This is a genomic window from Pseudodesulfovibrio alkaliphilus (genome assembly GCF_009729555.1).
Classification (GTDB): domain Bacteria; phylum Desulfobacterota; class Desulfovibrionia; order Desulfovibrionales; family Desulfovibrionaceae; genus Pseudodesulfovibrio; species Pseudodesulfovibrio alkaliphilus.
The window spans coordinates 183,923-209,709 of the sequence record NZ_WODC01000006.1 but is presented as its reverse complement, the minus strand read 5'-3'; the positions used below and the strand labels follow the sequence as shown (position 1 = coordinate 209,709).

General features: G+C 59.7%; 27 protein-coding genes. 7 read left to right on the top strand and 20 right to left on the bottom strand.

The features are described from left to right. Positions 1-2: 2 nt before the first annotated feature. Genes rfbG through GKC30_RS10655 form a run of 4 tightly spaced genes read left to right on the top strand, consistent with a single transcriptional unit; the run spans position 3 to position 3,610 of the window. A complete protein-coding gene (gene rfbG, locus GKC30_RS10670) occupies positions 3-1,055 on the top strand; it encodes a CDP-glucose 4,6-dehydratase (protein WP_155934712.1) in 1,053 nt (350 codons plus the stop codon). Beyond that, positions 1,055-1,615 carry a dTDP-4-dehydrorhamnose 3,5-epimerase gene (gene rfbC, locus GKC30_RS10665; RefSeq protein ID WP_155934711.1) on the top strand — a complete coding sequence of 187 codons (561 nt, stop codon included), beginning with the start codon at positions 1,055-1,057 and terminating at the stop codon, positions 1,613-1,615. The genes rfbG and rfbC overlap by 1 nt, the downstream gene beginning before the upstream one ends. Then, entirely contained in the window at positions 1,602-2,387 is a 786-nt protein-coding gene (locus GKC30_RS10660) for a sulfotransferase domain-containing protein (protein WP_155934710.1), read from the top strand. Before rfbC ends, GKC30_RS10660 begins: the two co-directional genes overlap by 14 nt. Beyond that, on the top strand, positions 2,384-3,610 hold the full coding sequence (locus GKC30_RS10655) for a class I SAM-dependent methyltransferase (protein WP_155934709.1): 1,227 nt from the start codon (positions 2,384-2,386) through the stop codon (positions 3,608-3,610). The genes GKC30_RS10660 and GKC30_RS10655 overlap by 4 nt, the downstream gene beginning before the upstream one ends. A gap of 88 nt (positions 3,611-3,698) precedes the next feature. On the opposite strand, the gene GKC30_RS10650 is transcribed toward GKC30_RS10655, so the two are convergent. Together GKC30_RS10650 and GKC30_RS10645 are read right to left on the bottom strand one after the other, a co-directional pair. Continuing rightward, positions 3,699-4,901, bottom strand: coding sequence for an MFS transporter (locus GKC30_RS10650; RefSeq protein ID WP_155934708.1), 1,203 nt, complete (start codon positions 4,899-4,901; stop codon positions 3,699-3,701). A 46-nt stretch (positions 4,902-4,947) separates the two neighbouring features. Beyond that, positions 4,948-5,385: a MarR family winged helix-turn-helix transcriptional regulator gene (locus GKC30_RS10645; protein WP_196772857.1), complete on the bottom strand. Its 438-nt coding sequence runs from the start codon at positions 5,383-5,385 to the stop codon at positions 4,948-4,950. A 306-nt stretch (positions 5,386-5,691) separates the two neighbouring features. Between GKC30_RS10645 and GKC30_RS10640 the strand changes: the two genes are divergently transcribed. Next, positions 5,692-7,704: a methyl-accepting chemotaxis protein gene (locus GKC30_RS10640; protein WP_155934706.1), complete on the top strand. Its 2,013-nt coding sequence runs from the start codon at positions 5,692-5,694 to the stop codon at positions 7,702-7,704. Between the two features lie 156 nt (positions 7,705-7,860). On the opposite strand, the gene GKC30_RS10635 is transcribed toward GKC30_RS10640, so the two are convergent. From GKC30_RS10635 to GKC30_RS10605, 6 genes are all read right to left on the bottom strand, one after another. Then, a complete protein-coding gene (locus GKC30_RS10635) occupies positions 7,861-8,598 on the bottom strand; it encodes an ABC transporter permease (protein ID WP_155934705.1) in 738 nt (245 codons plus the stop codon). Beyond that, positions 8,595-9,650 (bottom strand): ABC transporter ATP-binding protein, encoded by a 1,056-nt coding sequence (locus tag GKC30_RS10630; protein ID WP_231117132.1) that lies wholly within the window; start codon positions 9,648-9,650, stop codon positions 8,595-8,597. The genes GKC30_RS10635 and GKC30_RS10630 overlap by 4 nt, the downstream gene beginning before the upstream one ends. Positions 9,651-9,746: 96 nt before the next feature. Continuing rightward, positions 9,747-10,073 carry an ArsR/SmtB family transcription factor gene (locus tag GKC30_RS10625; RefSeq protein ID WP_155934704.1) on the bottom strand — a complete coding sequence of 109 codons (327 nt, stop codon included), beginning with the start codon at positions 10,071-10,073 and terminating at the stop codon, positions 9,747-9,749. Between the two features lie 145 nt (positions 10,074-10,218). Continuing rightward, positions 10,219-10,953, bottom strand: a complete 735-nt coding sequence (gene prxU, locus GKC30_RS10620) for a thioredoxin-dependent peroxiredoxin (RefSeq protein WP_269203833.1) — start codon at positions 10,951-10,953, stop codon at positions 10,219-10,221. 130 nt (positions 10,954-11,083) lie between these two features. Then, entirely contained in the window at positions 11,084-11,545 is a 462-nt protein-coding gene (locus GKC30_RS10610; protein WP_155934701.1) for an arsenate reductase ArsC, read from the bottom strand. 113 nt (positions 11,546-11,658) lie between these two features. Then, complete coding sequence (locus tag GKC30_RS10605; protein WP_155934700.1) at positions 11,659-14,355, bottom strand: cation-transporting P-type ATPase; 2,697 nt, start codon at positions 14,353-14,355, stop codon at positions 11,659-11,661. A gap of 251 nt (positions 14,356-14,606) precedes the next feature. Here GKC30_RS10605 and GKC30_RS10600 point away from each other — a divergent pair, with 251 nt between their 5' ends. Continuing rightward, positions 14,607-15,101, top strand: a complete 495-nt coding sequence (locus GKC30_RS10600; RefSeq protein WP_155934699.1) for a phosphate-starvation-inducible PsiE family protein — start codon at positions 14,607-14,609, stop codon at positions 15,099-15,101. A 191-nt stretch (positions 15,102-15,292) separates the two neighbouring features. Then, positions 15,293-16,714, top strand: a complete 1,422-nt coding sequence (locus GKC30_RS10595; protein ID WP_155934698.1) for a transferase — start codon at positions 15,293-15,295, stop codon at positions 16,712-16,714. Between the two features lie 6 nt (positions 16,715-16,720). Here GKC30_RS10595 and GKC30_RS10590 read toward each other — a convergent pair whose 3' ends face one another. The 12 genes from GKC30_RS10590 to GKC30_RS10535 are packed head-to-tail and all read right to left on the bottom strand — an operon-like array spanning position 16,721 to position 25,535. Then, on the bottom strand, positions 16,721-17,398 hold the full coding sequence (locus tag GKC30_RS10590) for a response regulator transcription factor (protein WP_155934697.1): 678 nt from the start codon (positions 17,396-17,398) through the stop codon (positions 16,721-16,723). Positions 17,399-17,442: 44 nt separating this feature from the next. Next, positions 17,443-17,919, bottom strand: a complete 477-nt coding sequence (locus GKC30_RS10585) for a Crp/Fnr family transcriptional regulator (protein WP_155934696.1) — start codon at positions 17,917-17,919, stop codon at positions 17,443-17,445. A gap of 19 nt (positions 17,920-17,938) precedes the next feature. Beyond that, positions 17,939-19,690 (bottom strand): Na(+)/H(+) antiporter subunit D, encoded by a 1,752-nt coding sequence (locus GKC30_RS10580; RefSeq protein ID WP_231117131.1) that lies wholly within the window; start codon positions 19,688-19,690, stop codon positions 17,939-17,941. 1 nt (position 19,691) lies between these two features. Continuing rightward, positions 19,692-19,943 carry a hypothetical protein gene (locus GKC30_RS10575; RefSeq protein ID WP_155934694.1) on the bottom strand — a complete coding sequence of 84 codons (252 nt, stop codon included), beginning with the start codon at positions 19,941-19,943 and terminating at the stop codon, positions 19,692-19,694. Between the two features lie 8 nt (positions 19,944-19,951). Next, on the bottom strand, positions 19,952-21,415 hold the full coding sequence (locus GKC30_RS10570; RefSeq protein ID WP_155934693.1) for a monovalent cation/H+ antiporter subunit D family protein: 1,464 nt from the start codon (positions 21,413-21,415) through the stop codon (positions 19,952-19,954). 12 nt (positions 21,416-21,427) lie between these two features. After that, complete coding sequence (locus GKC30_RS10565; RefSeq protein ID WP_155934692.1) at positions 21,428-22,882, bottom strand: complex I subunit 5 family protein; 1,455 nt, start codon at positions 22,880-22,882, stop codon at positions 21,428-21,430. 2 nt (positions 22,883-22,884) lie between these two features. Next, positions 22,885-23,274 carry a cation:proton antiporter subunit C gene (locus GKC30_RS10560; protein ID WP_155934691.1) on the bottom strand — a complete coding sequence of 130 codons (390 nt, stop codon included), beginning with the start codon at positions 23,272-23,274 and terminating at the stop codon, positions 22,885-22,887. Between the two features lie 3 nt (positions 23,275-23,277). Next, complete coding sequence (mbhE, locus tag GKC30_RS10555) at positions 23,278-24,111, bottom strand: hydrogen gas-evolving membrane-bound hydrogenase subunit E (protein ID WP_155934690.1); 834 nt, start codon at positions 24,109-24,111, stop codon at positions 23,278-23,280. Then, positions 24,108-24,353, bottom strand: coding sequence for a hydrogenase subunit MbhD domain-containing protein (locus GKC30_RS10550; protein ID WP_155934689.1), 246 nt, complete (start codon positions 24,351-24,353; stop codon positions 24,108-24,110). Before GKC30_RS10550 ends, mbhE begins: the two co-directional genes overlap by 4 nt. Next, positions 24,350-24,682 carry a cation:proton antiporter gene (locus GKC30_RS10545; RefSeq protein WP_155934688.1) on the bottom strand — a complete coding sequence of 111 codons (333 nt, stop codon included), beginning with the start codon at positions 24,680-24,682 and terminating at the stop codon, positions 24,350-24,352. The genes GKC30_RS10550 and GKC30_RS10545 overlap by 4 nt, the downstream gene beginning before the upstream one ends. A 20-nt stretch (positions 24,683-24,702) precedes the next feature. Beyond that, positions 24,703-24,981, bottom strand: a complete 279-nt coding sequence (locus tag GKC30_RS10540; protein WP_155934687.1) for an MrpF/PhaF family protein — start codon at positions 24,979-24,981, stop codon at positions 24,703-24,705. Further along, the gene (locus GKC30_RS10535) at positions 24,981-25,535 is read right to left on the bottom strand and encodes a Na+/H+ antiporter subunit E (protein WP_231117130.1); all 555 of its coding nucleotides are present in this window, start codon (positions 25,533-25,535) and stop codon (positions 24,981-24,983) included. Before GKC30_RS10535 ends, GKC30_RS10540 begins: the two co-directional genes overlap by 1 nt. Between the last annotated feature and the right edge of the window lie 252 nt (positions 25,536-25,787).

Here is a 25,787-nt window from a genome sequence, read left to right as displayed (position 1 = left end):
GTATGTTCGACGGGTTTTTCAACGGAAAGAAAATCTTCCTGACCGGCGATACCGGGTTCAAGGGGGGATGGCTTGCCCTGTGGCTCAAAAAAATGGGGGCGCAGGTTGGCGCCTTTGCCCTGCCCCCGCACACCTCGCCCTCTCTTTACCAATTGGCCGACGTCGGGTCTGCGGTAACCCGCTTGGGCGGCGACATCCGCAACCGGGAAGAGATAACCTCTGCAATAGCGGGCTTCGCACCGGATATCGTTATCCACATGGCAGCTCAGGCATTGGTCCGCCCATCGTACAAGGCGCCGCTGGAAACCTTTGACACCAACGTCATGGGTACGGCCAACCTATTGGATGCCGTCCGAAAGACTGACAAGGTCAAGGCAGTCGTCATCGTAACCAGCGACAAGTGCTACGAAAATCGTGAGTGGGTATGGGGCTACCGGGAAAACGACCCCATGGGCGGGCACGACCCTTACTCCGCCAGCAAGGGGTGCGCCGAGCTGGTTACAGCCTCGTTCATCAGAAGCTATTTCAAAAACAGCGGGACCGCAGTGGCTTCCGTCCGCGCAGGAAACGTCATCGGCGGGGGCGACTTCGCAGAGGACCGGCTCATACCGGACATGGTCCGATCCTTTACCCGGGGTGAACCCGTCTGCATCCGCTCGCCGCAGGCGACACGCCCTTGGCAGCATGTGCTCGAACCGCTGTCAGGATATCTGCTGCTGGCTCGGCGACTGTTGGAAAAAGGCCAGGATTTCGGTGGCGGCTGGAACTTTGGTCCGGCCGACGAGTCCACCCGCACAGTCGGGGAGGTGGTCACGACCTTTGGCGAAAAATGGGGGGAAGAGGCCTCTTCCCGCCCGGACACGCATACCCATCCCCACGAACCCACGCTGCTCAGGCTCGACTGCTCCAAGGCCAACCTGCTCCTGGACTGGAAGCCAAAATCCGATTTCTCCACAGCCCTGGACTGGACCATCGCCTGGTACAAGGCATGGTCCACGGGAGCAGACTGCGCGGCCTTGACCCTGAATCAAATCGAAGCCTTCGAGAATCTCTGATGAAAAGAATCAGCACAGAAATAGAGGGGCTCTACGTCCTCGAATCCGAACCCGTCAGCGACCATCGCGGCCGGTTTGCCCGCCTTTTCTGCGCCCGAGAGCTCGCCGAAATCGGTCTGGAAAAACCCATTGCGCAGATCAACCTTTCGCTCACCCGCGCCAAAGGAGCCATTCGGGGAATGCACTTTCAGAACCCGCCCCATGCTGAACTCAAGATCATCCGCTGCATTCGCGGAGCCTGCTTCGACGTTGCCGTGGACCTTCGCCCGCATTCACCATCGTACCTCAAATGGCATGCAGAGATATTGACTCCCGACAACTTCAGGGCCATGTACATCCCCGAGGGATTTGCCCACGGCTTCCAGGCGCTTGAACCGGACACTGAATTGCTCTATTGCCACACGGAATACTACGTTCCAGAAAGTGAAGATGGCGTCCGCTTCGACGACCCTGCCATCGCCATCGTGTGGCCGCTGCCCGTAACGGATATGTCAACCCGTGACATGCAGTTCAAAAACATATCAGACGCATGCAAAAGGACCAACAATGCACCCGACTAAAAGCCTCCTGAAAAGACTCTATACCATCACCGCCGCCCTCTCTTCACATTCCAACGAACGCATCTTCATCGCCTGCTTCCCCAAAAGCGGCTCCACATTTCTCCGCAACGTACTGGCGGAGATCAGCGGTTACAAAACCGAAGAGATCTGCGTAGGGGTTAAAAACGACGAGCAGGACATCTATTTCCCGGCCTTGATAGACCAGGCCTTCAACGGCATCTCAAGCCGCATGCACATGAAGGCCAAGGACCAGAACATCGAGGTGATGCAACAATGCGGGATCAGACCCGTCGTGCTGGTGCGCAACATCTTCGACGTCGTGGCAAGCCTGAGAGACCATTGTGTCCACACTCCCGTATTCGCCATCTCCCACATGAAAGACATCTATCGCGCCATGCCCCAGGAACAACAACTGGATGTGATAATCGACATGCTCGTACCCTGGTATATCGAATTTTTCGCCTCCTGGCACCGTGTGCGCGAAAACAATGCACTTGACATATACCTGACAAGCTACGAGCAGGTCATGTCGGACAAGCCAAAAACCATTCAGGAAATCTGCGGATTCTATGCTATCCAGACCTCGGGTGAGAAAATCGCCGGAGCGATCGCCCTCATAGAGAAGGACAAGAAGCGGTCGAACTTCAATGTCGGTCGGACAGGCAGAGGAAAGGCTTGCCTCAGCGACAAACAGGTCGAGAAGATATCCAGAATGGCTGGATATTTCAAAGACATCGATTTCTCGCTCATAGGAGTCACGCATAAGCCATGAACTGCCGCCACTGCCAGACACGATTGGGCGATGTCTTCATCGACCTCGTCAACCAGCCCCCGTCCAATTCCTTTCTCACTCGCGAGCAACTCGACGAGCCTGAGACGTATTTCCCACTCAAGCTCTACGTCTGCCCAAAGTGCTTCCTCGTTCAGGTGGACGAATACAAAAAATCCCAGGACATCTTTTCCGACGAGTACGTCTACTTCTCATCCATTTCGGCATCCTGGGTCGAGCATGCCCGTAAATATGTCGACATGGCCGAGAAGAGGTTCGCCCTCGACCAAAACTCGCTGATCGTGGAAATCGCGTCCAACGACGGGTATCTGCTTCAGTGGTTCGCGAAGAAGGGGGTTCCCTGCATCGGCATTGAGCCCACTGCTGGAACCGCAGCTGAAGCCCTCAAAAAAGGCATTGATACTCGTCAGTTTTTTTTCAGCTCTGATTTCGCCAGACGCTTTGTCGAAAGCGACGGAAAAGCTGATCTTCTGCTTGGCAACAACGTCCTGGCACATGTACCGAACATTAACGACTTCGTTAACGGACTGAAAATAGCGCTCAAGCCGGGCGGGACCATAACAATGGAATTTCCCCACCTTATGCAACTGGTTGAGCATTCCCAATTCGACACCATCTACCACGAACACTTTTCCTATCTTTCGCTGACATCAGTGAACACCATCTTCACTGAAAACGGCCTGACTGTGTTCGACGTTGAGCAGCTACCCACTCACGGTGGTTCCTTAAGAATCTTCGCCCGCAATGCCGAGGAGACAGCACGACCGTTGACGAAAGCCATTTCCGCCATCCTCGACGAGGAGGCCCGGCGCGGCATGAAAACTCTGGAATACTACACGGGCTTTCAAGCAAAGGCGGACACAGTCAAGGCGAACCTGCTACGCTTTCTTCTCGCCCAGAAGGAAAACGGCAAAAAGGTGGCTGGATACGGGGCAGCGGCCAAGGGGAACACCTTGCTCAACTACTGCGGCATCAAGAACGATCTCATCTCCTTCTGCGCCGACGCCTCGCCATACAAACAGGGCCTCTTTCTGCCCGGCAGCCATATTCCGGTCCTGGCTCCCGATGTGATCAAGACGGAACGCCCCGACTACATCATCATTCTTCCCTGGAACATACAGGAAGAAATCATGCATCAGCACGCCTACATCGAGGACTGGGGCGGCAGGTTCGTCACGCCTATCCCTATACTCGAAATCCATTGACGAACCAGACGCGACCACTTCACTACATGGCTTTTCCCGGCTATCAGACAGATAGCGCGATGGTTTTACGTTCGACGCAATTTGACCGTCATGCTGTGACCGGCTCCTTTCGGAGAGTGTTGCCTTGGCTGATTATGATGAGGATAAGCGGCTGGATCAAAGCCATGACTATCGATAAAAGGCCCACCCATTTCATGTTAACCAAGTCACCCTCCGAACTGGTCGTCAGGATTGCAGAGGCCAGGAAGGCACCTATCCCGTTGCCAAGGTGTTGCATGGAGGAGAGCAGAGACATGAAAGCAGCTCGCTCGTGGGGTTTTGGCATCTTGGACGCCTCGGTAGTGGCCGAAATGTTCCTGAAGCAGTGCATCCCCATGAACATGCTGAACACAACCACAAGAGAGGATGTCGGCTGGTGCATAAATCCATCATACAGGAAGACCACCAGCAAAATTGTTCCCAGAATGTTGGTCGGAATCGGGCCGATCTTGTCCGAAGCCCTGCCCCCGATCTGGATCAAAACAAGACTGAAAAGCCCGCCGACGAGGTACAAGAAGCCAAGCGACGACCGGGGATACCCAAGGTTGAGTTGAAAGTACGCTGAAATGTTCGGGATAATCGCATATGATGAAATCATCGCCGTTGCCATCATCATGAATGCCAGCAGGAACTTGCCGTTAAAGAACAGCTTGGCCAGCGATAGCGTCTGGCGCTCACTCTTCAAGTGCTCCCTCAAGGAGGGAGTAAAGCGGAAGATGAGCCAGAGCAAAATGAAACCAAGGATGGATATGGCATAAAAAGGCGTCCGCCAAGAGCCTTTTTCTGCCAGTTCAAGCCCAAAGGGAATGGCCGCCACAGCCGACACAGAAAATGTCCCCATGACGATGGCCATTGCCTTTCCTCTCCGTTCGGGAGGGACAACATCGCAGACAATGGAGAAAGCAATGGCAGCTGCCGGCCCTCCGAATATTCCCGCCAGCACTCGTGCCCCGATCAGCGTTGTCAAATCCCAGCAAAAAGTCGCCCCTAATGTTGCCAGGGAAAGACCGAACACGGTGACGAGAGCAACATGCTTTCTATCGAATCGGTCCAGGAATTTTGCGCAAACAATACCCGATATTCCGACCGCCAAAGTGTAGCACCCGCAGATGATGCCGATTTCCGAATTGGTGACCGGCAGATCCTTTGATATGTCCGGTCCCAACGGCATAACCATCATAAAATCAATAATATTAATCAACTGAATCATGGCTGCAATCCAGACAATGCGACTTTCCTGCTTTTTGTTCATTCTGTTTCCTTGATCGTTTAGTGTCCATACGTTATGCGCAAAAAAATTACTGATGATCTTCGATCATTTCATGCGCAGTGGTTAGAAATTTTTCCAAAACCAGACTTTGTTCCTCTGTCAAGGAGGCGAGGTAGCATTCCATTTCCCGATGCTTCCGCAAATGATAGTCGACATGTGCGCGATAGGCCGTCTTACCCTTTGGCGTCAATTGGACCAATTGGCGGGTGTTGTTGCTTTTGTCCACGGATTTTTCAGCCAATCCTTTGGCTTCGAGCCTGCTGACGATTTGCGAAACAGTTCCTTTGGTCACTCCTATCAGCCTTGCGATTTCGGAGATAAAGACCTCCCCACGGTCTCCGATCAACTGGATGATGTGAATTTCACTTCGGTAAATATCTACATCCGTACCAAAGGATTTGTGAGCCTTGGTCGTATTTGATATCTTTTCGACAAGCAGCAGGTATTTCTCAATGATGGAATTCATGTGCATTAATCGTACGGACACCATACTTTTGTCAACAAAAAAATCTCTCTTCTGCTCACATGCTGTTAGTCCATAAAATCAACGTCTTGGCCAAAGCCTTCCTTTCAATGTGACAGACAGCAGCGAAAGTTGCGGCCAAGACGCTGGACCATGCCCTTTCCATCTGGAAATATGCGCCTCCCCTTCCCCTGGCGCTATTTGCTCCGACGAAGGGCAACGCGGCGCATATACACCCAGGAGGGGAAAGTTCTAATGGACCAAAGCCTCCCACAAGAATAACGGAAAAAGAAAACCTAGGAGTATCTGATGGGTATTCGTGCAAAAATACTGACCCCCCTGCTCGTGGTCGCGCTGGTCATGGTCATCGGCGGGTATCTGACGCTCAACTCACAATTCCAGAGGCTGGAAGAATCCTTTGTCTCGCTGATCGTCCAGGCCAAGGTGGACGAGGCCCGGCAATCCATCCTGCGGATTTCGGGAAGCGCTCTGGAACAGGCGGCCTTGTTCAGCCGCATGCAGGCCGTGGTTGACGCCTATACCGTTGCCAACCAGGGGAACATGGACGACGAGAACGATCCAATGGGCCAGAAAGCCAGAGAGATGCTGCGTGGCTCCCTGTCCTCGGTCATGAAGGGTTACGAGGCCACCATGGGCAGCAAGTTCCAGCTTCACTTCCATCTGCCCACCAATCGCAGCCTCGCCCGCATGTGGCGAGAGAAACAAGTCAGACGCGACGGCCAGTGGATGGACGTTTCCGACGATCTTTCAAGCTTCCGCAACACGGTCATCGATGTAAACCGCAACCGCAAGGCCGTACTTGGCATTGAGCCTGGCCGGGGCGGGTTCACCATCCGGGGGCTTGCCCCTGTCACAGGGCCGGATGAAACCCATCTGGGGTCCGTGGAAGTGCTCATCGACTTCGACGGCATTCTCCGGGGCATGGAGTCCTCAGGCAACATGCACACCCTGCTTTACATGGAGTCCGAACTGCTGCCCATCACCACCATGCTGCGCGACCCGGCCAAAAATCCCGTCCGCGACAACCGCTTCGTGCTCATCTACGGCCAGGACAACACCGAGGCCCGGGAGCTGGTCACCAGCGACCTGCTCCTCAGAGGGTCAGCCGCCACGGTCATCACCGTGCAGGGCGACAAGGCCCTGGGTGCATTCCCTGTTCAAGACTACCGGGGCGCGGTGATCGGCACCATTGTCATGGCTATGGACATCTCCCACCAGCAGGCCATGGTCGCCACGGTCATGTGGATCATCGGGGCAATTCTGCTCGTGGTAGTGGTCTCGCCCATCCTCATTGTCCTGTGGGTCTTGCAAAAGTCGGTCATGGAGCCCATCCGGGAATGCGCCTCCATCGCCTCCCGCATTTCCCAGGGCGATCTTGGCGAAATAGACTGCCAGGACAGGCGCGACGAAATGGGCATCATCCTCACGGCCATGAAGGAGATGCGCGAAAAGCTGACAGACACCATCCGCGACGTACAGGAAATAACCACCGATGTGGCCGACGGCTGCCGCCAGTTCGCCACGGCGAGCGAGACCGTCTCCCAAGGGGCCACGGAGCAGGCGGCGGGCATTGAGGAAATATCCGCCAGCATGGAACAAATCTCCTCCAGCATCCAGCAAACGGCCGAGATCGCCCACAAGACGGAGAAGGTCGCCACCACGGCGGCGCACAACGCCGAAACCGGCGGCAAGGCTGTGGCCCGCACCCTGGAGGCGATGAAAAAGATCGCGGATGAAATCGGCATCATCGAGGAAATAGCGCGACAGACCAATTTGCTGGCGCTCAACGCTGCCATCGAGGCGGCCAGGGCCGGAGAGGCGGGCAAGGGCTTCGCCGTGGTGGCAGCCGAGGTACGCAAGCTGGCCGAACGCAGCGGCGGTGCGGCCTCGGGCATCAGCGAGCTCTCTTCCTCCAGTGTGACTGTGGCCGAAGAAGCGGCCGAACTGCTCAGGAAGATGGTGCCGGACATCCAGAGCACGGCCGAGCTTATCCATGAAATATCGGCGGCCACCAGCGAACAGAACGCCGGAGTGGCACAGGTGAGCAAGGCCCTTCAGGAGTCGGACTTGCAGGTCCAGCAGAATGCCTCGACATCGGAGCAGATGGCGTCCACAGCCACGCATCTCTTCTCGCGATCCCAGGATCTGAAGACGAGCATCAGCTTCTTCCGGCTTGAGGACGCCATCCGCGCCTGCGGGCAGTCCCCAAAGATCGCCCCGGCCAGATCGCTGCCAGCAGCCCAAGGCACAGAGACCAAAGGCAGCCAAACAGACAAAACGGACGAGTTCGAGCGGTTCTGATCTGAGCCGCCGCCAAACAAGGAAGCCCTTCGCGTATTGTCCATACGCGAAGGGCTTGCCATTGTTTCGGGCCAGGCAATCAAACCTTCCCCCACGACCTGCCAGAATGGGCTTTGCAAATACTCCGGGGTGGCTGCCGCGCCAAACCGCCCGTAATCAGGCTATCCAGCGCCGCCTGATGTTGCGCAGACTGAGAAGGAACAGGAAGACACAGAACGCTGCCAGCGCAGTCAGGTCCACCGCATAGGGCAGCATGTGTCCGCCATGCACTGCGCCGTGGAGGGCGTCGGCTCCGTAGGTCAGGGGCAGGGCGTAGGCCAGAGGCTTGAGCAGCACGGGCAGCCCGCTGACAGGAAAGAACAGCCCGCATAGGAATATCATGGGGAAACGGAAGAAGTTGGAAAAGGTCTGGGCCTCGAACACCTCGCTCACGGCCACGGCGATGAACAGACCAAGAAAGGCCGAAACCACGGCAAGAAGCACCACGGCCACAACGAAGACAGGCCAGTTCACGGCCGAGAGATCCATAAGAAAGGCGGCCATGACCACCGGCACAAACGCATTGGCCATGCCAAAGAGGATCGCCCCGCCCGTCTTGGCCAGCATGAGCAGTTCAAAGGGCATGGGCGCAAGCAGCAACCGCTCAAACGATCGGTTCTTCTTCTCGAAGGTCACGGTCACCGCCAGCATGGACGTTGTACCGAAGAGAATGGACACGGCCACCACCCCGGGCAGCACGGCGGGCACACTCTCCAAGCCGCTGCCGGAACGGATGAAGAACATCGCGGTCCAGGCCAGGGGAAAGAGCAACCCCCAGCTGATGTTGGGCGGCTTCATGTAATACGTCCGCATGTCCTTGAGCAGAATATTCCAAAAAGCGATCCATCGGTTCATCGCGGGCCTCCCGGCTTTTCCTTGTCGCCGCGCATGGCCTCGGCCTCGATGCCGGTGATGGCGACAAACACGTCCTCCAGGCTTGGCCTGACTCGCCTCGCCTCGGCCACCTCGATCCCCTGGTCCTCAAGAAGGCGCACCAACGGGCCCACCCGCACCGGACCATCGCCCTCGACACGGATGTCCCCATCGGTCGGAAACGAGAAGCGCAGATGGGGGAAGGCCTCTGCCAGCCTGGCGTCAATGCCGCCGTTTCTGCCGTCACCCAGTCCGCAGCCCGTGCCGTTGCCGCAAACGATGCGGACCACATGGCTATCCATCACAGGCTGCACCAGGTCGGCCACGGTATCGACCCGCACGATTCGCCCCGCGACGATAAAGGCGATGCGATCGCACAGCCGTTCCGCCTCCTCAATGTAGTGGGTAGTCAGAAACACAGTGGTGCCGTCGGCATGCAGGTCGGCGACGAGTTGCCGCAACTGGCGGGCGCTTGCCACGTCAATGCCCGTGGTTGGCTCATCGAGGAAGAGAATCCTCGGCCTGTGGATCATCCCGGCAGCGATGGTCAGCTTGCGCTTCATCCCCTTGGAATATCCGCCAAATTTGCGGTCGGCCGCTTTGCCCAGGCCGAACACGTCGAGCAGCTCTCTCGCCCGCTCGCGCCGCTGGGCCTTACGTATGCCGTAGAGGGCTGCGCAGAAGCAGAGATTGTCAAAGCCGGTCATCTCCGGGGACAGATTGCTCTCGTCAGGGACCACGCCGATGAGATGCTGGGCCGCCCTGGGCCGTCCGACGCAATCAATGCCGTCAATGACGATGGACCCCGCATCCGGCCGGGCCAACCCGGTAAGCATATTGATGGTCGTGGTCTTGCCCGCGCCGTTGGGGCCGAGAAACCCGAACAACTCCCCGGGCTCCACCGAGAAATCCACCTGTCTGACCGCCTGCACCTCGCCGAACCGCTTGGCCAGCCCACGCACCTCCACGCTGGCTCCGCCAGCACCGGCAGGCGCCATCCCGGTCGTCGGACATGCTCCATGTGCGACGCTCATGACCGGCCTTCCGTCAAACGACCGTCAGCGGGCTGAATAATAAAGTCTCCGCGCATACACTTTCTCCGTCAGCAAAAAAAAGGGCGCAAGATCTCATCACTCCTGCTCCCCAAAGGGTTTCAGAATCAGGCCGGGAGCGTCCGAGGCACCGGCCTCCAACGCTTGTCGGGCGACAGACGCCCACTCGGCCAGGGTGTCGGTGTTGAGTCGATAGTGGACATGGTAGCCCCGCTTGTCGGCAATGACCACCTCCGCATCACGCAACACCCGCAGATGCTGCGACACGGCGGCCGGGGTCACGCTGAGCTGGCGGGCCAGGGCATTGACGCACAGGCAACGCTGCCCGAGCAACCCGATGAGCCGAAGCCGAGTCTCCACAGAGAGCACCTTGAAAATCCGTGCGGCCCTGTCTGTCTGCACCATGCGTCGTCCCTTTTTGATTAAGTCTACGCGCAGACACTATTCGTCAAAGCAAGGCCTGTCAATCCGTAAATCCGGTCCTGCATCTGCCCAAGGCGCGGCAAAGAGCGGTGATCCGCACTCCCCCGCACCGGGCAGGCGCTGCGGGTTATTCGTCGAAGGCCAAGCCCACTCTCCATTCCTCCCACACCTTGCCCACCAACTCCGGCCGGGGGCTGAGGGTCTGCTTGCCCGTCCGCCAGCCCGAAGGAGTGGCCTGACCACCCTGAGTGGCACGTACCAGCTGGAAAGCCTCAATCTGCCTCAGACTTTCCAGGATGTTGCGGCCGACCGGAGGCGCGAGCACCTCATACCCCATAACGACGCCGTCAGGGTCGATGAGGAACCGCCCCCGGACATCCACGCCGTTATCCTCGTCGTAGACGCCGTAAATCTGGCCGACCTTGCCGCCAGCGTCAGAGAGCATAGGAAAGGGGATAGTCTTGGCCGTGACCATCCTGGCCAGCTCCTGGTCCACCCACATCTTGTGAACGAACATGCTGTCCGTGCTCATGGGCAGCACCTGCACTCCCAGCTTCTCGAAAGCCTCATGCTTCTCGGCGACCGCCGAAATCTCTGTGGCTCAGACAAAGGTGAAGTCGCCCGGATAGAAGCAAAGCACCACCCATTTGCCCAAATAGTCCGAAAGGCGGACAGAGGAGAACTCGCCTTTGAAGTACGCGGGAGCAACGAAATCTGGTGCTTTCCTGCCAACCTGGATCATGGGTCTCGCTCCTTGCTGCATGACGGGTGATTGAGCCGATTCCCTGCCGACATCGGGGGCCGGTGCGCCCACCGGCCCTCCGGTGGGTCTGGCGCAACCCACAGGTTTGTTTTCAGACATGATCTGCCTCCTTGATGTATGAACTCGTGAACATAGGATCACTGGTCAATCTCTGGGTACCATACACGCCGACCAGTGGCTATCCCGGACAGAAAACAGCCTGAAAAAGCCGGCGGCCGCGAAAGCCCGGCTATCTGCCGATACGTTTGGCGAAGTCGCCCTCCGCGCCCTCGCGGACCCAGGCCACGAACTCTTTCACGGCCGCCTTGATCTCGTCGCGAAGCTCCCGGATCCGGCTCAGCTGCTCCTCACGGGTCCCCCGCATCCCTGCCGGATCGGCAAAGGGGATGTGGATGCGGTTGACCACGCCGGGATACACCGGGCAACGGGCCTCATGATCGTCGTTGCATACGGTGATGACGTGGGAGTACATCCGTCCCTCCCGGAAAAGGTCAAAGGCCGAGCGGGTCTCTTTGGCACTCAGATCCACGCCTTCCTCCTTCATCACCTCCACCACCAGCGGATTGACGGATGTGGGCTCAAAGCCCGCGCTTTCGGCCAGAAAATCGTCCTGACCGAACATGTTCAGATACGCCTCGGCCATCTGGCTGCGGGCGCTGTTGTGGACGCAGATGAAAAGCACCTTTTCCATTGATTCTCTCCTTCAAGGCGTAGGGTTATCCTGTTCCGCACAACATCACGAACCATCCGACGACCCGGGATCAAGCAAAGGCGGCCGCCCTGGTAAGAGCGGCCGCCTTGGCATCACACGTCGGAGCCGACGCGTCGCTTGTCGTACTCCACAATCAAGAACACGACCATACCGCACAGGGCGATCTTGACCCAGTCGAACAGGCCGATGGGCGCTGTCGAGAACAGGTTGTTCATGAACGGGAGGTAGGTGAAGAGCAGTTGCAGCACCATCATGAGAGCAAAGCCGCCCACCACCCAGAGGTTGGTCCCGAGCCCCAGCTCAAAGGGCGAACGCCGGAACGAGCGGGCGTTGAAGAGGTAGAATGCCTCGATGACCACGAAGACGTTGACCGCGATGGTCCGCGCCTTTTCCGGGCTGGCTCCGCTGAGTAGCTCCCACTTGAAAAGGCCGAAGGCGAAGAGGAGCAGCATCAGGCTGACCATACCGATGCGCCGCAGCACCACCCTGTCGAGGATGGGCCTGTCCGGCTTGTGGGGCGGACGGTCCATGATACCCGGCTCCTTGGGCTCGAAGGCCAGAGTCATGCCCAGGCAGACCGCAGTGGTCATGTTGATCCACAGTATCTGCACGGGCAGGATGGGCAGCGCTGTCTGGAAGAGGATGGCCGTGAGGATGACCAACCCTTCGCCCGCGTTGGTGGGCAGTGTCCAGGCGATGAACTTGATAAGGTTGGCGTACACGCCGCGCCCTTCCTCCACGGCCGCGGTGATGGTGGCGAAATTGTCGTCGGTGAGGATCATGTCCGACGCCTCCTTGGCCACCTCGGTGCCGTTGATGCCCATGGCAATGCCGATATCCGCCTGCTTGAGCGCCGGGGCGTCGTTGACGCCGTCGCCGGTCATGGCGCAGACCTCGCCGCGAGCTTGCAGGGCCATGACCAGACGCAGCTTCTGCTCGGGCGAGACCCGGGCGAAGACAGGCACATCGGCCACCCGCTCAATGAGTTGTTTGTCGCTCAATTCGGCTATGTCGCTTCCGGTGAGTATCGGGCAGTCCTCGCCCAGGGTGCAGCTTGTGCCGCGCAGGCCGAGCATCTTGCCGATGGCCTCGGCCGTAAGGGCATGGTCGCCGGTAATCATCTTGACCTTCACTCCCGCCTTCTGGCAGGCGGCCACGGCCTTGACCGCCTCCTCCCGAGGCGGGTCTATCATCCCCTGCAGACCGAGAAATTCCATTCCCATGCACGCCTTCTCGCGCTTGAGCCTCTCCTTGCCGGGCAGGATATTTCGCGCCAGGGCCAGTACCCGCAACCCCTGGGCTGCCAGGGTACGCTGCACCTCGATAATGCCGTCCGCATCAAGGGGACCGTTGGACCCATCGGCCATCATGGCCCCGGAGCAGCATTCAAGAATCTTTTCCACGGCCCCTTTCATATAGACAACCGCGCCATCGCCCGTTTCGTGCAATGTGGCCATGTACCGCCACTCGGACTCGAAGGGCAGTTCGTCAATGCGCGGACGCTGCGGGGCCTCGGTCTCCAGGGTCATGCCGAGCTTGGCGGCAGCCACCACCAACGCCCCTTCGGTAGGATCACCCTCGACGTACAACTGGCCATCCCGCGAGCGGATACGCGCATCGTTGCAAAGCAGCCCGGCCCGCAGGCATTCCGCCAGCGCCTGGCTCTCCCTGGCGTCAACGCCTTCCCGGGCCGTCACCTCGCCCTCGCTGCCGTAACCGATACCCGACACATCGAAGAGTGTGCCGCCACTGTAGACGCTCTGCACGGTCATCTGATTCTCGGTGAGCGTGCCGGTCTTGTCCGAGCAGATGACAGTGGTTCCGCCCAGGGTCTCCACTGCGGGCAGCTTGCGAATGACCGCCTTGCGCCCGGCCATGCGCGACACGCCCATGGCCAGGATGATGGTCACCGCCGCGGGCAATCCCTCGGGAATGGCCCCCACGGCCAAGGCCACGGCCGCCATGAACATCTCCTCCAGGGGCTCGGAGCGGATCAGACCCAGCACCATGGTCACCGCAGCCAGAATCAGGATGGCGATGAGCAGCATGTGGCTGAACTTGGCAATCTTGCGCGTCAGAGGCGTTTCAAGCTCGTCAGCCGAATCAATCAGGCCGGATATGCGCCCGATCTCGGTATAGTTGCCGGTGCCCACCACCACGCCGCGCCCCTGGCCGTAACTGACCAATGTGCCCGCATAGGCCATGCAGTGACGATCGGCCAGCACCGCGTCCTTGGGGCTTGGCGCCGCGTTCTTTTCCACGGGCACGGACTCGCCGGTCAAGGTGGACTCGTCGATGCGCAGTTCACGCTCGGAGAAAACGCGCATGTCCGCGGGCACCTTGTCACCTGAACGCAACAGGACCACATCTCCCGGCACCAGGGCGGAAGCGGGCAGACGCACCTGCTCGCCAGCCCGCAGAACCAGAGCCTCCACCCGCATGCTGGCCGAAAGGGATTGCAGCGCCTTAAGAGCCTTGGCCTCCTGAAAATACCCAACCAGGGCGTTGACCAGCACCACGGCCATGATCACCGACGAATCCACCCATTCGCCGAGAATCGCCGTGACCAATCCGGCCACCACCAGAATGTAGACCAGCGGTTGGTGAAACTGGAGCATGAACCGCTCAAACGGGGTCTTGACCCGCTTGCCGGTGATGACGTTCTCGCCGTAACGCTTGCTCCGCTGCTCGGTCTCGAATTGGTCGAGCCCCGCCTTGGGGTCAACGGACAATAGGGCGGCGACCTCGTCCCCTTCCAGGTGATGCCAGTGCTTGTCGAATGTTACCATGGGTCCTCCGTGGCTGTGACGCCCCGTCACCATGCACAGGGCTCGGACCATTGTAGTGTACCGATCCCCCCGGTCCCGTCAAGCAACAAACCCATGACGAACGCATGACGGCTCAAAATGCCCCGATCAAGCGGAAAAGAACCGGGACCTCTCCTGAGACCGATGTTGACAAAGCCCCGGCGACCTGTAAGCGTGACAATGATACCCCCCAGCCGCCAACCATGAAGCAGCGACACCAAGGCAGGTGATTCATGTTCTTCTTCGACAGCAAACAATGCAAGGACTCCCTCAATGATCCCATGGTCAACCGATTGTGGAAGCTCATCCGTCTGTCGGTCAGGATGTTGGCGGTTCTCATGACCCTGGTTATCTTCTGGGGCATTCTTGACGTGATCTGGGTGCTCTATCAGCGGCTGATGTCGCCGCCGATGTTCCTGCTCAACATCAACGACATTCTGGCGACCTTCGGGGCCTTCATGGCGGTGCTCATCGCCATCGAAATATTCGCCAACATCGTCATTTATCTCGAATACAAGATGATCCATCTCAAGCTGGTCATCTCCACGGCCCTCATGGCAGCGGCGCGAAAGGTCATCGTCCTCGACTTCAGCGTCTACGGACACGCCGAGGTCTACGCCCTGGGAGCGGTCATCCTCGCCTTAGGCGCCAGCTACTGGCTCGTGGGCATTCACGAGGCGCGCATGGCCAGCCTGCCCAAGGGCGAAAAAAACTGCGAAGACATATGATGGACCGGCCGTCCCCCCGGCGGGTCCGCGCCGCCGAATAATCTCGACCTCTGAGAGAGGGTATAGTATTCCCTACCGCAAAGGGTAGGCTGGCGAAGCCCGTCGTACGCCGACGCATGACGCGTTGATCCGCCCCGACGTATCCGCCTGCCCCACCCCGCCACCAATCAAAAAAATGAGGACCGCATCAGATGGAAAGACTCGAAGAGTTGCTTGAACACATCGCCGCGAGGGTCAACGTCAACCTCGGACACATGGGCATCAATGTGGTGCCCATCCTGAAAAACGCCATCCCAAGGGAAAGGCACCTGCTCTTCTACGCCTTCTACGCCCTGACCAACGACCACCCCGTAAGCTTCCGCTTCATCAATTCCAGCCTCGGCGGCACCTATTTCCTGGGCCGGACCCTGGTGGAAAACTCGGTGCTCTACAAGAGCGACATCCGCGGCGACGAACTCAAGCGCAAAGGAGATGTGGTGGAGTTTGGCGGCATCAAGACCCGGCTCTTCAACGACGAGGTCATCCGTATCCTCAACAGCTACCTGGTCAAAACCCTGGTCCACAACCACTCCAAGAATCCTGAAATTCCAGAGATTTTTAAAATTCTCAACACCGTGGCCATGCACTACTCCAATATCCACGGCACCACCACGGAGAGCGTGTTTCTCGGCCCCTTCGCCACCGTTGACTTCGCCTACATCCACAACTGCGTGGTGGGCGAATTCGCCTATGTCCAGGCCGACGGCGTCTCGCGGCAGGTCATCGAACCGGGCCGCGTCTGGGTCCGCCACAAGGGAGTTTTCGAGTTCAACTACCTCTTTCCCCGCGACGTGCTGCGCAAATATGTCTCCATGGACGAAAACGGCACTCTCTCGGGTGAATTCTTCGAGCATACCTCAAGGCGGGAGCAGGACTTCGTGCCCCTCTATTCCGCCGTATGGCCCGAACCCTTCGAGGGCAAGGGGCGCGATTCCTACGTCAGCCCATACTCCGTGCTCAAGGGAGATTGCGTCATCGGCGACAACGCCCTGGTGGCCCAGCGCGTCCACATCGAAAACTCTGTCATGGGCAAAGGCTCCAACGCCCAGGAGAACTGCCACATCTCAAACTCGATCTATGACGGATTCGACATCACCGCCCACGGAGCCAAGGTGATCAACACCCACCTCGCAAAGAATGTCTTTGTGGGCTTCAACGCCTTCCTCAACGGCAGAAAGCCCGAGCACATCACCGTGGGCCGCAACTCCATCGTCATGCCCCACACCATCATCGACTCCGATGAACCCATTGCCATCCCGGACAACTCGCTGGTATGGGGCCTGATCACCCGGCAGACGGACCTCTCAACGCAGTGTCTGGACCTCGACGACATGGCAAGGGCAGACCATCTGGCCTTGGGCAGCATGACCTTCACGGGCAACGGCAAGGCGTTCGTGGATGCCTTCAAGGTACGCATCGAGCACATCCTCGAAGCCAACGGAGCCTACTACGACGGCACAAAGGGTACACGCGGCCACGCCCAGCAGATTCAGGATGCCTGCTACAACATTCTCCAGCCCTTCCAGTCCGGGCCTGAGCGGGGGATGTATCCCCGCATGACAATAGGAGAATAAAGGGGATCAGGGATTCTTGAGCTGAAAGCCCACCCCGCGCAGGGTGTGGAGCAGCTTGACGCTATGCCCGTGGTCGATTTTCTTCCTGATGCGGGCCACATGCACGTCGATGACGTTGTCCAGATTATTCGCCCGGGAGTCCTCCTGCCAAATGTCGCGCACGAGCATGTCGCGAGACACGGCGCGCCCCTTGTGGCGCATGAGGTATTCGAGCAGATCGAACTCGCGGGCGGTGAGGCTGATGGTCCGGCCGCCCCGGGTCACGATGCGGGTGATCACATCCATGGTTAGGTCGCCGCAGGTCAGCAGCAGCGCCTGTTCGGCCCAGCCGCGCCGCGTTACCGCCCGTATGCGGGCAAGCAGTTCGGCCGGGGCAAAGGGCTTAACCAGATAGTCGTCGGCCCCGGTGTCGAGCCCGGCCACGGTGTCCTCCACCGCGTTGCTGTCGGACATGAGGATGACCGGCGAGCCGATGCCCCGCCGCCGCAGCATCCGCAGCACCGCCAGCCCGCCGCGTCCCGGCAGCGAGACATCCAGCAGGACCACGTCAAAGACCGCCTCGTTGGCGAGAAAGAACCCCTCCTCCCCGGAATGGGCGATGACGACCTCGTAGCCCTCGCTTTCAAGCAGACGCCCCAGGGTGCGGGTCAGGCTTTGCTCGTTCTCGATGATCAGCGCGTTCATGAGGTCTCACCGGAGGATGCACCCGCCCGGTCCGTGACCGCGGCTTATACGCGGACCTTGCTCAGGTCCGGGTGCGTGGAGAGTACGCGCACCAGCTGATCGGTGCGCAGGTCGAGCCTGTCCTTGATCAACTTGAAAAGGTTCCACAGCAGCGGCAGGCCGATCCCGCCCTCGGTCTCCATGATGGCCCGCAGATCGTGTCCAGGGATGACGGCCACGCGGCACGGCCCGTCGCAAACCACGGTGTGCTGACGCGGCGTATTCGGAAAAAGAGCTGTTATGCCGAAGCAATACCCCACCTTGAGGATGCCGAGAATCACGGTCACGCCCTCCTCGTTCTCCACCTGAAGCTGCGCCTTGCCACTCACCAGGAAATAGAAATCATCCGAGGGGTCCCCCTTCTGGTAGACCACCTCCCCCTTGGCGAGATCCCTGGGCTGCACCTCCCGCCGCAGGCGCTCGACCACCTCGTCGGCCACGTTTTCAAGAATATGGAACTGGCTGCTATTGAGCGCTTTCATGATTGAACCTCCAGAGTGATTACAGGACCAGAGCCAGGAGAACAGCCAGTCCGAGGGTAACGGCGACAAGGGAGCCGCCAACGGGCAGGGCCGCGGCGTCGAGGGATTCCCTGATCTGCTTCAAACGCAAGGCGGAGTTGGCCCTGCCGGAGCCGAAGGAATCCGGATTGAGACTGGTGACGACCAGCAGCACCCTCTCTGGAATCTTACGGCAGAACTCGGCAAAACCGTGGACAAAACCTCCGGCCGCCTTGGCCGACACTTCGTTGAGACCGTTGAAGACGGCAGACACGGCCCGGTAAAACAGGCTTCCCCCGCGCCGGTAAAACCAGTCGGCGTCAAGGGTGACGGTGTCGGTGTTCCTAAGCAGCGGCAGCATGACGAAGAAAGCCGCCGCCGAGAACAGGAGCAACTGCATATGCCCTACCAGCTTGCCCGCCTTGTAGGCGTCGAACCCGGCCGGATCAAAGGGCAGCATAGCGTACAGCGGTTGCGGATACACGCCGATCAAAAGGCACAGGAAGGCGAGCCCGCCCATGGACAACAGCATGTGCCTGGGCGCCTCGGGCGGCCGCAGTCCGCTGTCTTTGCTGAAAAAGACAAAGAACGGATACTTGAGGCCCGCGTGGAGGAACACGCCCGCCGAGGCCACCTCAAGGACCAGCAGCACCCAGAGCAAATGCTCGTTTGCCGCGGCCTGGAGAATCATGGTCTTGCTGGTGAACCCCGCAGTACCGGGGAACGACGAGATGGTCAGGGCTCCGATGAAGCCCAAAAGCAACGTCAGCGGCATGGCCTTGTGCAGACCGCCAAGCTCGGTGCACTTGCTCTTGCCCGTAGCCGCCAGCACAGCCCCCGCGGACATCCACAAAAGCGAGGTGTAGAGGATGCTGCAAAAGGCGTGGGCCGCCGCGCCGTTGATGGACAGGGCCGTGCCGATGCCCGCGCCCACAACCATGAATCCGGCCTGGTTCGTTATGGAGAAGGCCAGAATGCGGCGCATGTCGTTTTCGAGTATCGCATAGATGATACCGTAGACGGCCATGACGCAGCCAACCACGATGAGAACCTCCCAACCGGGAAAGGAGCGAAGCAGGACGTACACCGCGGTCTTGGTGGTATAAGCCGAGAGGATCACGCCGCCTGTGACCGTGGCTTCGGGGTAGGACTCCGAGAGCCAGCGGGCAAAGGGAAAGGCAGAGACGTTGATGAGTACGCCCGCCAGGATGAGCCAGCCGCCAAGGTTCGGGGCCAGAGAAGTCAGGGCAATGGAGCCTGTGGCCTGGACATGGACGATGATGCCCGCCAGCATGCACAGCCCGCCGAACAGATGGACGAGCACATAGCGGAAACCCGCCCCGGACGAAAGCGTGGTCTTACGCGCAAGGATGAGGAAGGTCGAAGCCACAGCCATGACCTCCCAGAATACATACAGGGTGATCAGGTCGCCCGCGAAGACAGCCCCCACGGCCGAGCCGATGTAGCACAGGGCCGCCAGTTGCTGACGCACATCCACCAGCTTGTAGGCGAAGAGAAAGGCGAAGACCGAGTTCAGGCAGAAAATGTAGCCAAACATCCTGCTGAGGGCGTCCACACGAAAGAGCGTCAGCTCGTGGCCCAGAAAGCTGGCCGTAGCCGTCAGTCCTTCCGGGAGACTGTGGACGACGAAAAGACCGAAGAGCGCAGCGGCCAGCACCATTCTGTTGCGCCAGACCCCGGTGAAGATCGGGATCAGGGCGACCGCTCCCAGATAAGCGAATAACGGGTGCATGTTAGTCATCATAGTAGTTCGTATCCCTCTTCAGGATGAAGCCGAGTCCCCGGCCCGCCAGGACCAGCGCCACGACGCAGGCGAAACCGAACAAGGCGTTGAAGCCCAGAAAACCGTCAAAGCCGAAATGCGGCTCGGGCGAGGCGAAGAACTGCGCCACGAGGCTCAGCCCGCAGGCGGCCCACAGCAGCGCCCAGAGCATACGCCGGGTTTTCGGCTTGTCGAAGAAGTCGGGTTTGTTGTTCTTGCTCATGGCGTCTCCTAGTTGGCGGCCAGTCGGGCCAGATTCAGGAACGGGTAGGGATAGAAGAACAGGACCACGGTGATGGTCGCCGTAATCAGCGGCGGCACGACGCAGGCCAGCGGAGCCTCGCGCACCGGGCCGGCATGCTGCGCCTGATCAGGGGTGCAGAACCAGGCCCGGTAGACAATGGGCAGGAAATAGGCCGCGTTGAGCAGCGAGCTGGCAAGCAGCGTCAGGGCAAGCAGCCACTGGCCCGAGTCGATGGAGCCGTTGAGAAGATACCACTTGCTCAGGAACCCGCCCGTGGGCGGAATGCCGATGATGGACAGCGAGCCGATAAGGAACGCGGTCATCGTCCAGGGCATGCGGTAGCCTATCCCGTTGAGACGGCTGATGTATTTCTCTCCGGTGGCCACATAGATGGCTCCGGCGCAGAAGAAGAGCGTGATCTTGCCAAAGGCGTGCATGGCGATATGCAGCATTCCCCCAGTCAGCCCTGCCGCGGTGACCAGCCCGGCCCCCAGCACGATGTACGAGAGCTGGCCGATGGTCGAGAAGGCAAGCCGCCGCTTCAGCCCGTCCTGGGACAGGGCGATGAGCGATGCCGCCAGCATGGTCACGGCAGCCGCACCTGTGACCACATCGGTCAGATGCAGGGCCGAAAGGGTCTCCACCCCGAACACGTCGGTGACAACGCGCATGATGCAGAAAGCGCCGACCTTGACCACGGCCACGGCATGGAGCAGCGAGCTGACCGGCGTGGGCGCGACCATGGCCGCAGGGAGCCATGCGTGGACCGGCATGAGCGCGGCCTTGGCAAAGCCGAAGAGCAGAAGGCAGAGGAGGATCGTCATGGTGGTGGAGTCGATGGCCCCAAGCGCTATGCCGCCAGCGGCGAAATCAAGAGTGCCCATGAAGTGGTGCACGGCGATCATGGCCGGAAGCACCAACCCGATGGAGGTACCCACGATGAAGCCCAAGTACTTGCGCCCGGCCTTGCGGCTCTCCTCGTTCTGGTGATGGGCCACCAGCGGATAGGTGGAGAAGGAAAGCAGCTCGTAGAACAGGTACATGGTCAGCAGGTTGGCCGAAAAGGCCACACCCACCGCGCAGAAGATGGACACCGCGAAGTAGCCGAAGAACCGCGTCTGGGCATGCTCGTTCTTGGATCGCATGTACCCGATGGAATAGAGGGTGGTCACCACCCAAAGGCTCGACGCCACCAGAGCGAAGAGCATACCGAAGGCATCCACACGGAAGGCGATGGGGGCTCCGGGCAGCACGTTGGCCACCACCCAGGTATAGGTGTGGCCCGCCACCACGGCCGGGACCATGCAGGCCACGAGACCGAGCAGCAGCAACGCCGCCGCGAAGGACCACGCCTCGCGGATGTTCGGCGAACGCGAAGAGAGTATGCCGGGCACCGCCGCCAGAGGGGCAGCCACGGCCAGAAGGGGCTGGATGGAATATATCGCGTACATGAGCGTCTCCGGCTAGATGAGGCTTGCGGGGATGATTCCGGCGATGAGACGGTCCACGATCAGACCGCTCGAAAGCCCGGCCACGATGAGCAGCACGGCCGCCACGGCCAGGGGTGTCACCCGGCTCCAGTGCTCGATGTCGCGCACCGACTCGCCCGGCTCGTCGAAAAAGGCCGTCTCGAAGAAGCGGAAGAACAAAACGACGTTGACCAGACTCGAAACAAGCAAGCCGACCATGAACAAATACTGGCCCGATTCAAACGCCCCGGAGAGCAGGTACCACTTGCTGAAGAAGCCGAACAGCGGCGGAACCCCGATCATGGACATGGCCCCGAGCACAAAGGCGGACATGGTGAAGGGCATGGTCCGAAACAGACCGCGCATGTTCTCAAGCACCATCTCGCCGCGCTGGCGGGCGATGCTGCCCAGAGCCAGGAACAGGGTCAGGGTCATGAGCGCGTCGGCGAAGATGTGAAGCATGGCCCCGGTCATGGCCGTGCGGTTGCCGATGAACATGCCGCCGATCATGTAGCCCACCTCGGCCACAAGAATATAGGCGAGCATGCGCCTCTGATCCCTCTGGCGAAAGGCCATCAGCGATCCGGCGAAGATGGCCGCCGTGCCAAGGAGCATCGCCACATCGGGCACGGCCTCGGGCATGGCCGCTCCGGGGATGACCCCGATAAGCAGACGGATGACCACATAGACCATGACCTTGGTGGTCAGCGGGGCCAGCAGCGCGGCCGACACGGGCGCGGACATGGCATAGGCTCCGGGCAGCCACCCATGGAAGGGAAACAGCGCCATCTTGACCCACAGGCCGAAGAGAATCACGGCCACGGCACCGTGCAGCGAGGCCGTTACCGGGGCGGCGGCCATGATCTGCGCCAGATCAGCCATGTTCAGTGTGCCGGTCAGGATGTAGAGATAGCCCACGCCCAGCAGATAGAAGGAGGCGCCCACCGAGCCGACGCACAGATAGTTGAGGCTGGCCAGGGGGGCGCGCCCCGGTCCGAAGCCGAGCAGCGCGTAGCCGCTCAAGGCCGCCACCTCGATAAGCACATAGAGGTTGAAGAGGTCGCCCGTGGCCACGATGCCCATATGCCCGGCAACGGTGAGCAGCAGCAGGGAAACGAAGGCGGCCGTTTTCTCGGCGAACCCTTCAAGTATTTCGGTGCGGAAGGCGAGGTAGGTGAACAGTGCCGATGCCGCGATGAGCACCAGCATGCCGGCGCTGAAGGCGTCGATGACAAAGACGATGCCCCAGGGGGGAGACCATCCGCCAAGCAGATAGGTGGCGGTGCCGGTGGACAGCACGCCCAGGAGCAGCTTGACGCTGAAGCAGGTGGACATGACGAGGGCGACCGCCCCCAGCGGGTAGACGAGCGCACTGCGGGTCCAGCCCGCAAGGATGGCAAGGAACGACCCGAACAACAACGGGAGTATGGTCAGGACAACGTCGTGCATGGCTATGGATTTTTGATTTTTTCCAGTATTTCGTCTTCTTCGAGCGTCTGATGCACATCATAGACGCGCAGGACGAGGGCCAGAGCCACGCCAAGAGTCGCCACAGAGACGACGATGGCGGTAAGCATCAGCACATGGGGCAGCGGGTTGATGTACTCCACAAAGTCGATGACTCCCTTGAGGGTGGAGTCCCGCAGGATGGGGATGGTGGCCCCGGCCTTGGAGCCGATGGCAACATAGAAAAGCATGATGGCCGTCTGGAATATGCTCAGGCCGATCAGTTTCTTGACCAGATTGCCCTTGGCGATCATGGCGTACAGGCCGATCATCATGAGAACGATGTAGGCCCAGAAGTTGTATTTGGATGTCAGTTGCGTCAGGAAGTCTTCCATGGCCTACAACCCTTCCGTGACTGTCCCGCGGGAGGACAGAAGCTTGAAGATGATCACCAGCGCGGCGGTCACGGTCATGCCCACACCGATCTCGACGAGCAGAATGCCAAGGGAGTGCCCGCTTGCCAGGGACATTCCCAGCACACCCTCAAGGGCACCGTAATCCAGGAAATTGAGCCCCATGGCCAACCCGAAGAGGCCGACCCCGAAGAAGAGCAGGACGCCGGCTGCCGAGAGCAGATGGGTGACGCGCTCGTTGAGCCGGTGGACCAGGGTGCGCAGGTCGTGGGACACGGCCAGCAGCACATAGCTGGCCGCAAAGATGACTCCGCCCTGGAAACCGCCCCCCGGACTGTAGTGGCCGTGTGCCACCACATAGAGACCGAAGAGCTGGATAAAGGGGATGACCATCCGGCAGGTGGAAGCCACCACCACGTCATGGGGCGGCCAGTCGGAATCCACGCGCTCGAAGGTGGGGTTCTCGCCGGGCAGCTCGCAGGCATCATGCTTGCGTACCACAAGACCCGTACCCATGTGCCGGTAGTAGAACAACCCCGGTGTGCAGACATCGCGAGGCAGACGGATGACCAGAAAGCAGGCCAGGGCCGCGGTGAAGACCACCACGGTCTCGAGCATGGTGTCGAACCCCCGGTAATCGCCCAGCACGGCGGTGACGAGGTTGGGGGTCAGGGTCTGCTCGTAACTCTTTTCAATGAAGTGCCGCGACAGATGCAGACTCGCAGGAGACTGGACATCGCCCCAGGAAGGAAAATTCTCCATGGAGAGAATGAGCAGTGCGCCGGTAAGGATCACGGCCAAAAGTGCTGTCTTTTTCAATCCTTGGTCCTCCTGCTGGTCCGAAAAATGGCTGCCAGCATGAGCGCGGTGCTGATGCCCGCCCCGATGGCCGCCTCGGTGAAGGCCACGTCAACCGCGCCCATGGCCAGCCACTGGACGCACATCATGAAGCTGTAAATGCCAAAGATGACGGCCGCACTGAGCATATCCTTGGCGTTGATGGCCGCGATGGCGCAGATGATCACCAGAATAAGGGCCAACAGTTTGATTTCCCAGATCATTTGCGTCTCCTTTTGACATCGGCCTGAACCCAGGGGGTGAGTCCGGCGCGCACCCCGGCGTCCACCATGGCGTGGGTGGCGGTTGGGCTGGTAACCAGCACGAATCCCCAGAGCAGAAGTATCTTGAACTGCACCAGCAGACTCATGGGCGCATGGAGAAAGCCATAAAGCACCAGGCCGAGCAGCAGCACAAGAAGGCCCAGGGTGTCGAGCATGCCCGCCATATGGAGCCGGGTATAGGCGTCAGGCAGCCGCAGGATGCCGATCATGCCGCCAAAAAACAGCAGCATCCCGGCGCAGCAAAGAAAAATGACCAGAATCTCGATCATGGAGTCGTGTCCTCCGATGTTTAGGATGCCGTGTCCCGGCGTCCCCGTTTGTGCAGGTATCTGGAGGCCGCGAGCACGGCGATGAAGTTGAGCATGGCATAGGCCAGGGCAATGTCCACGAACATGTCCACCCGTTCGAAGACAAGACCGATGATGACGATGAGCGCCACGGTCTTGGAGCCGATGGCGTTCATGCCCATCAGCCGGTCCAGGGTGGTGGGGCCGACCACGGCGCGATACAGGGGCATAAGCATGATGCCCATCAAAACGATACCGAGATACAGGATGAAAGACTCCATTACGCCTCCTCGAAGATGGCCTTGATCTTTTTCTCCATGTCGCCCGGCAGGCCGGCGGCCGACACATCGTCAAAGGCGTGGACCGAGACGTAGCCGCGCTCGTCGATGGACACGGTGATGGTGCCGGGAGTCATGGTAATGGAATTGGCAAGAAAGGTCAGAGCCAGCTCGTTGCGCAGCCCGGTCTTGAAGGTGACGATGCGCGGGGCGATTTTGTCATTGAGCCGCGGATCAAAGGAGAGCCGAAGCATACGCATGTTGCACTTGGCAATCTCCCAGACCAGCCAGGGCACATAGAGGGCCAGCAGCCACAGCGAGCGCAGCCTGCGAAAGCGGCGCACCTCCGGAGGAAAGATGTCGGCCGACAGCCAAGTGACAAAGGCGCTGCACGCCACGCCAAGACTCACATGAAAGGCATCGAACATGCCCGAGAGAATCAGCCAGGTGACAAACAGCATCAAAAAACGCAGCACAAAGCTGATCAGGGCGTCAAAACGGCCGGGCTTGGCCCTGACGGGCTCGCCAGTACGTATCACGCGGACGGTATCGGTCATTTGCTCCATAAGACTCTCCGGGCGGACAGGCCCCGACTGCCGCTTCGCGCTCGAACCGGCATCGGCGTCCGCAAGGGACAGGGACGACACATGTAAATGGGAACAACCCGGGGTGTCGTGTCCAAACACCCCGCCATCACTACGCCAGTCACTCGAAAGATGCCGCCCGCCGTTCTCACGGCCGGGCTCACGAAAAATTCCCCGAAGCTATCCCGCCCCGGCTGGAGACGCGATCAGGCCAGACGCCCCTGT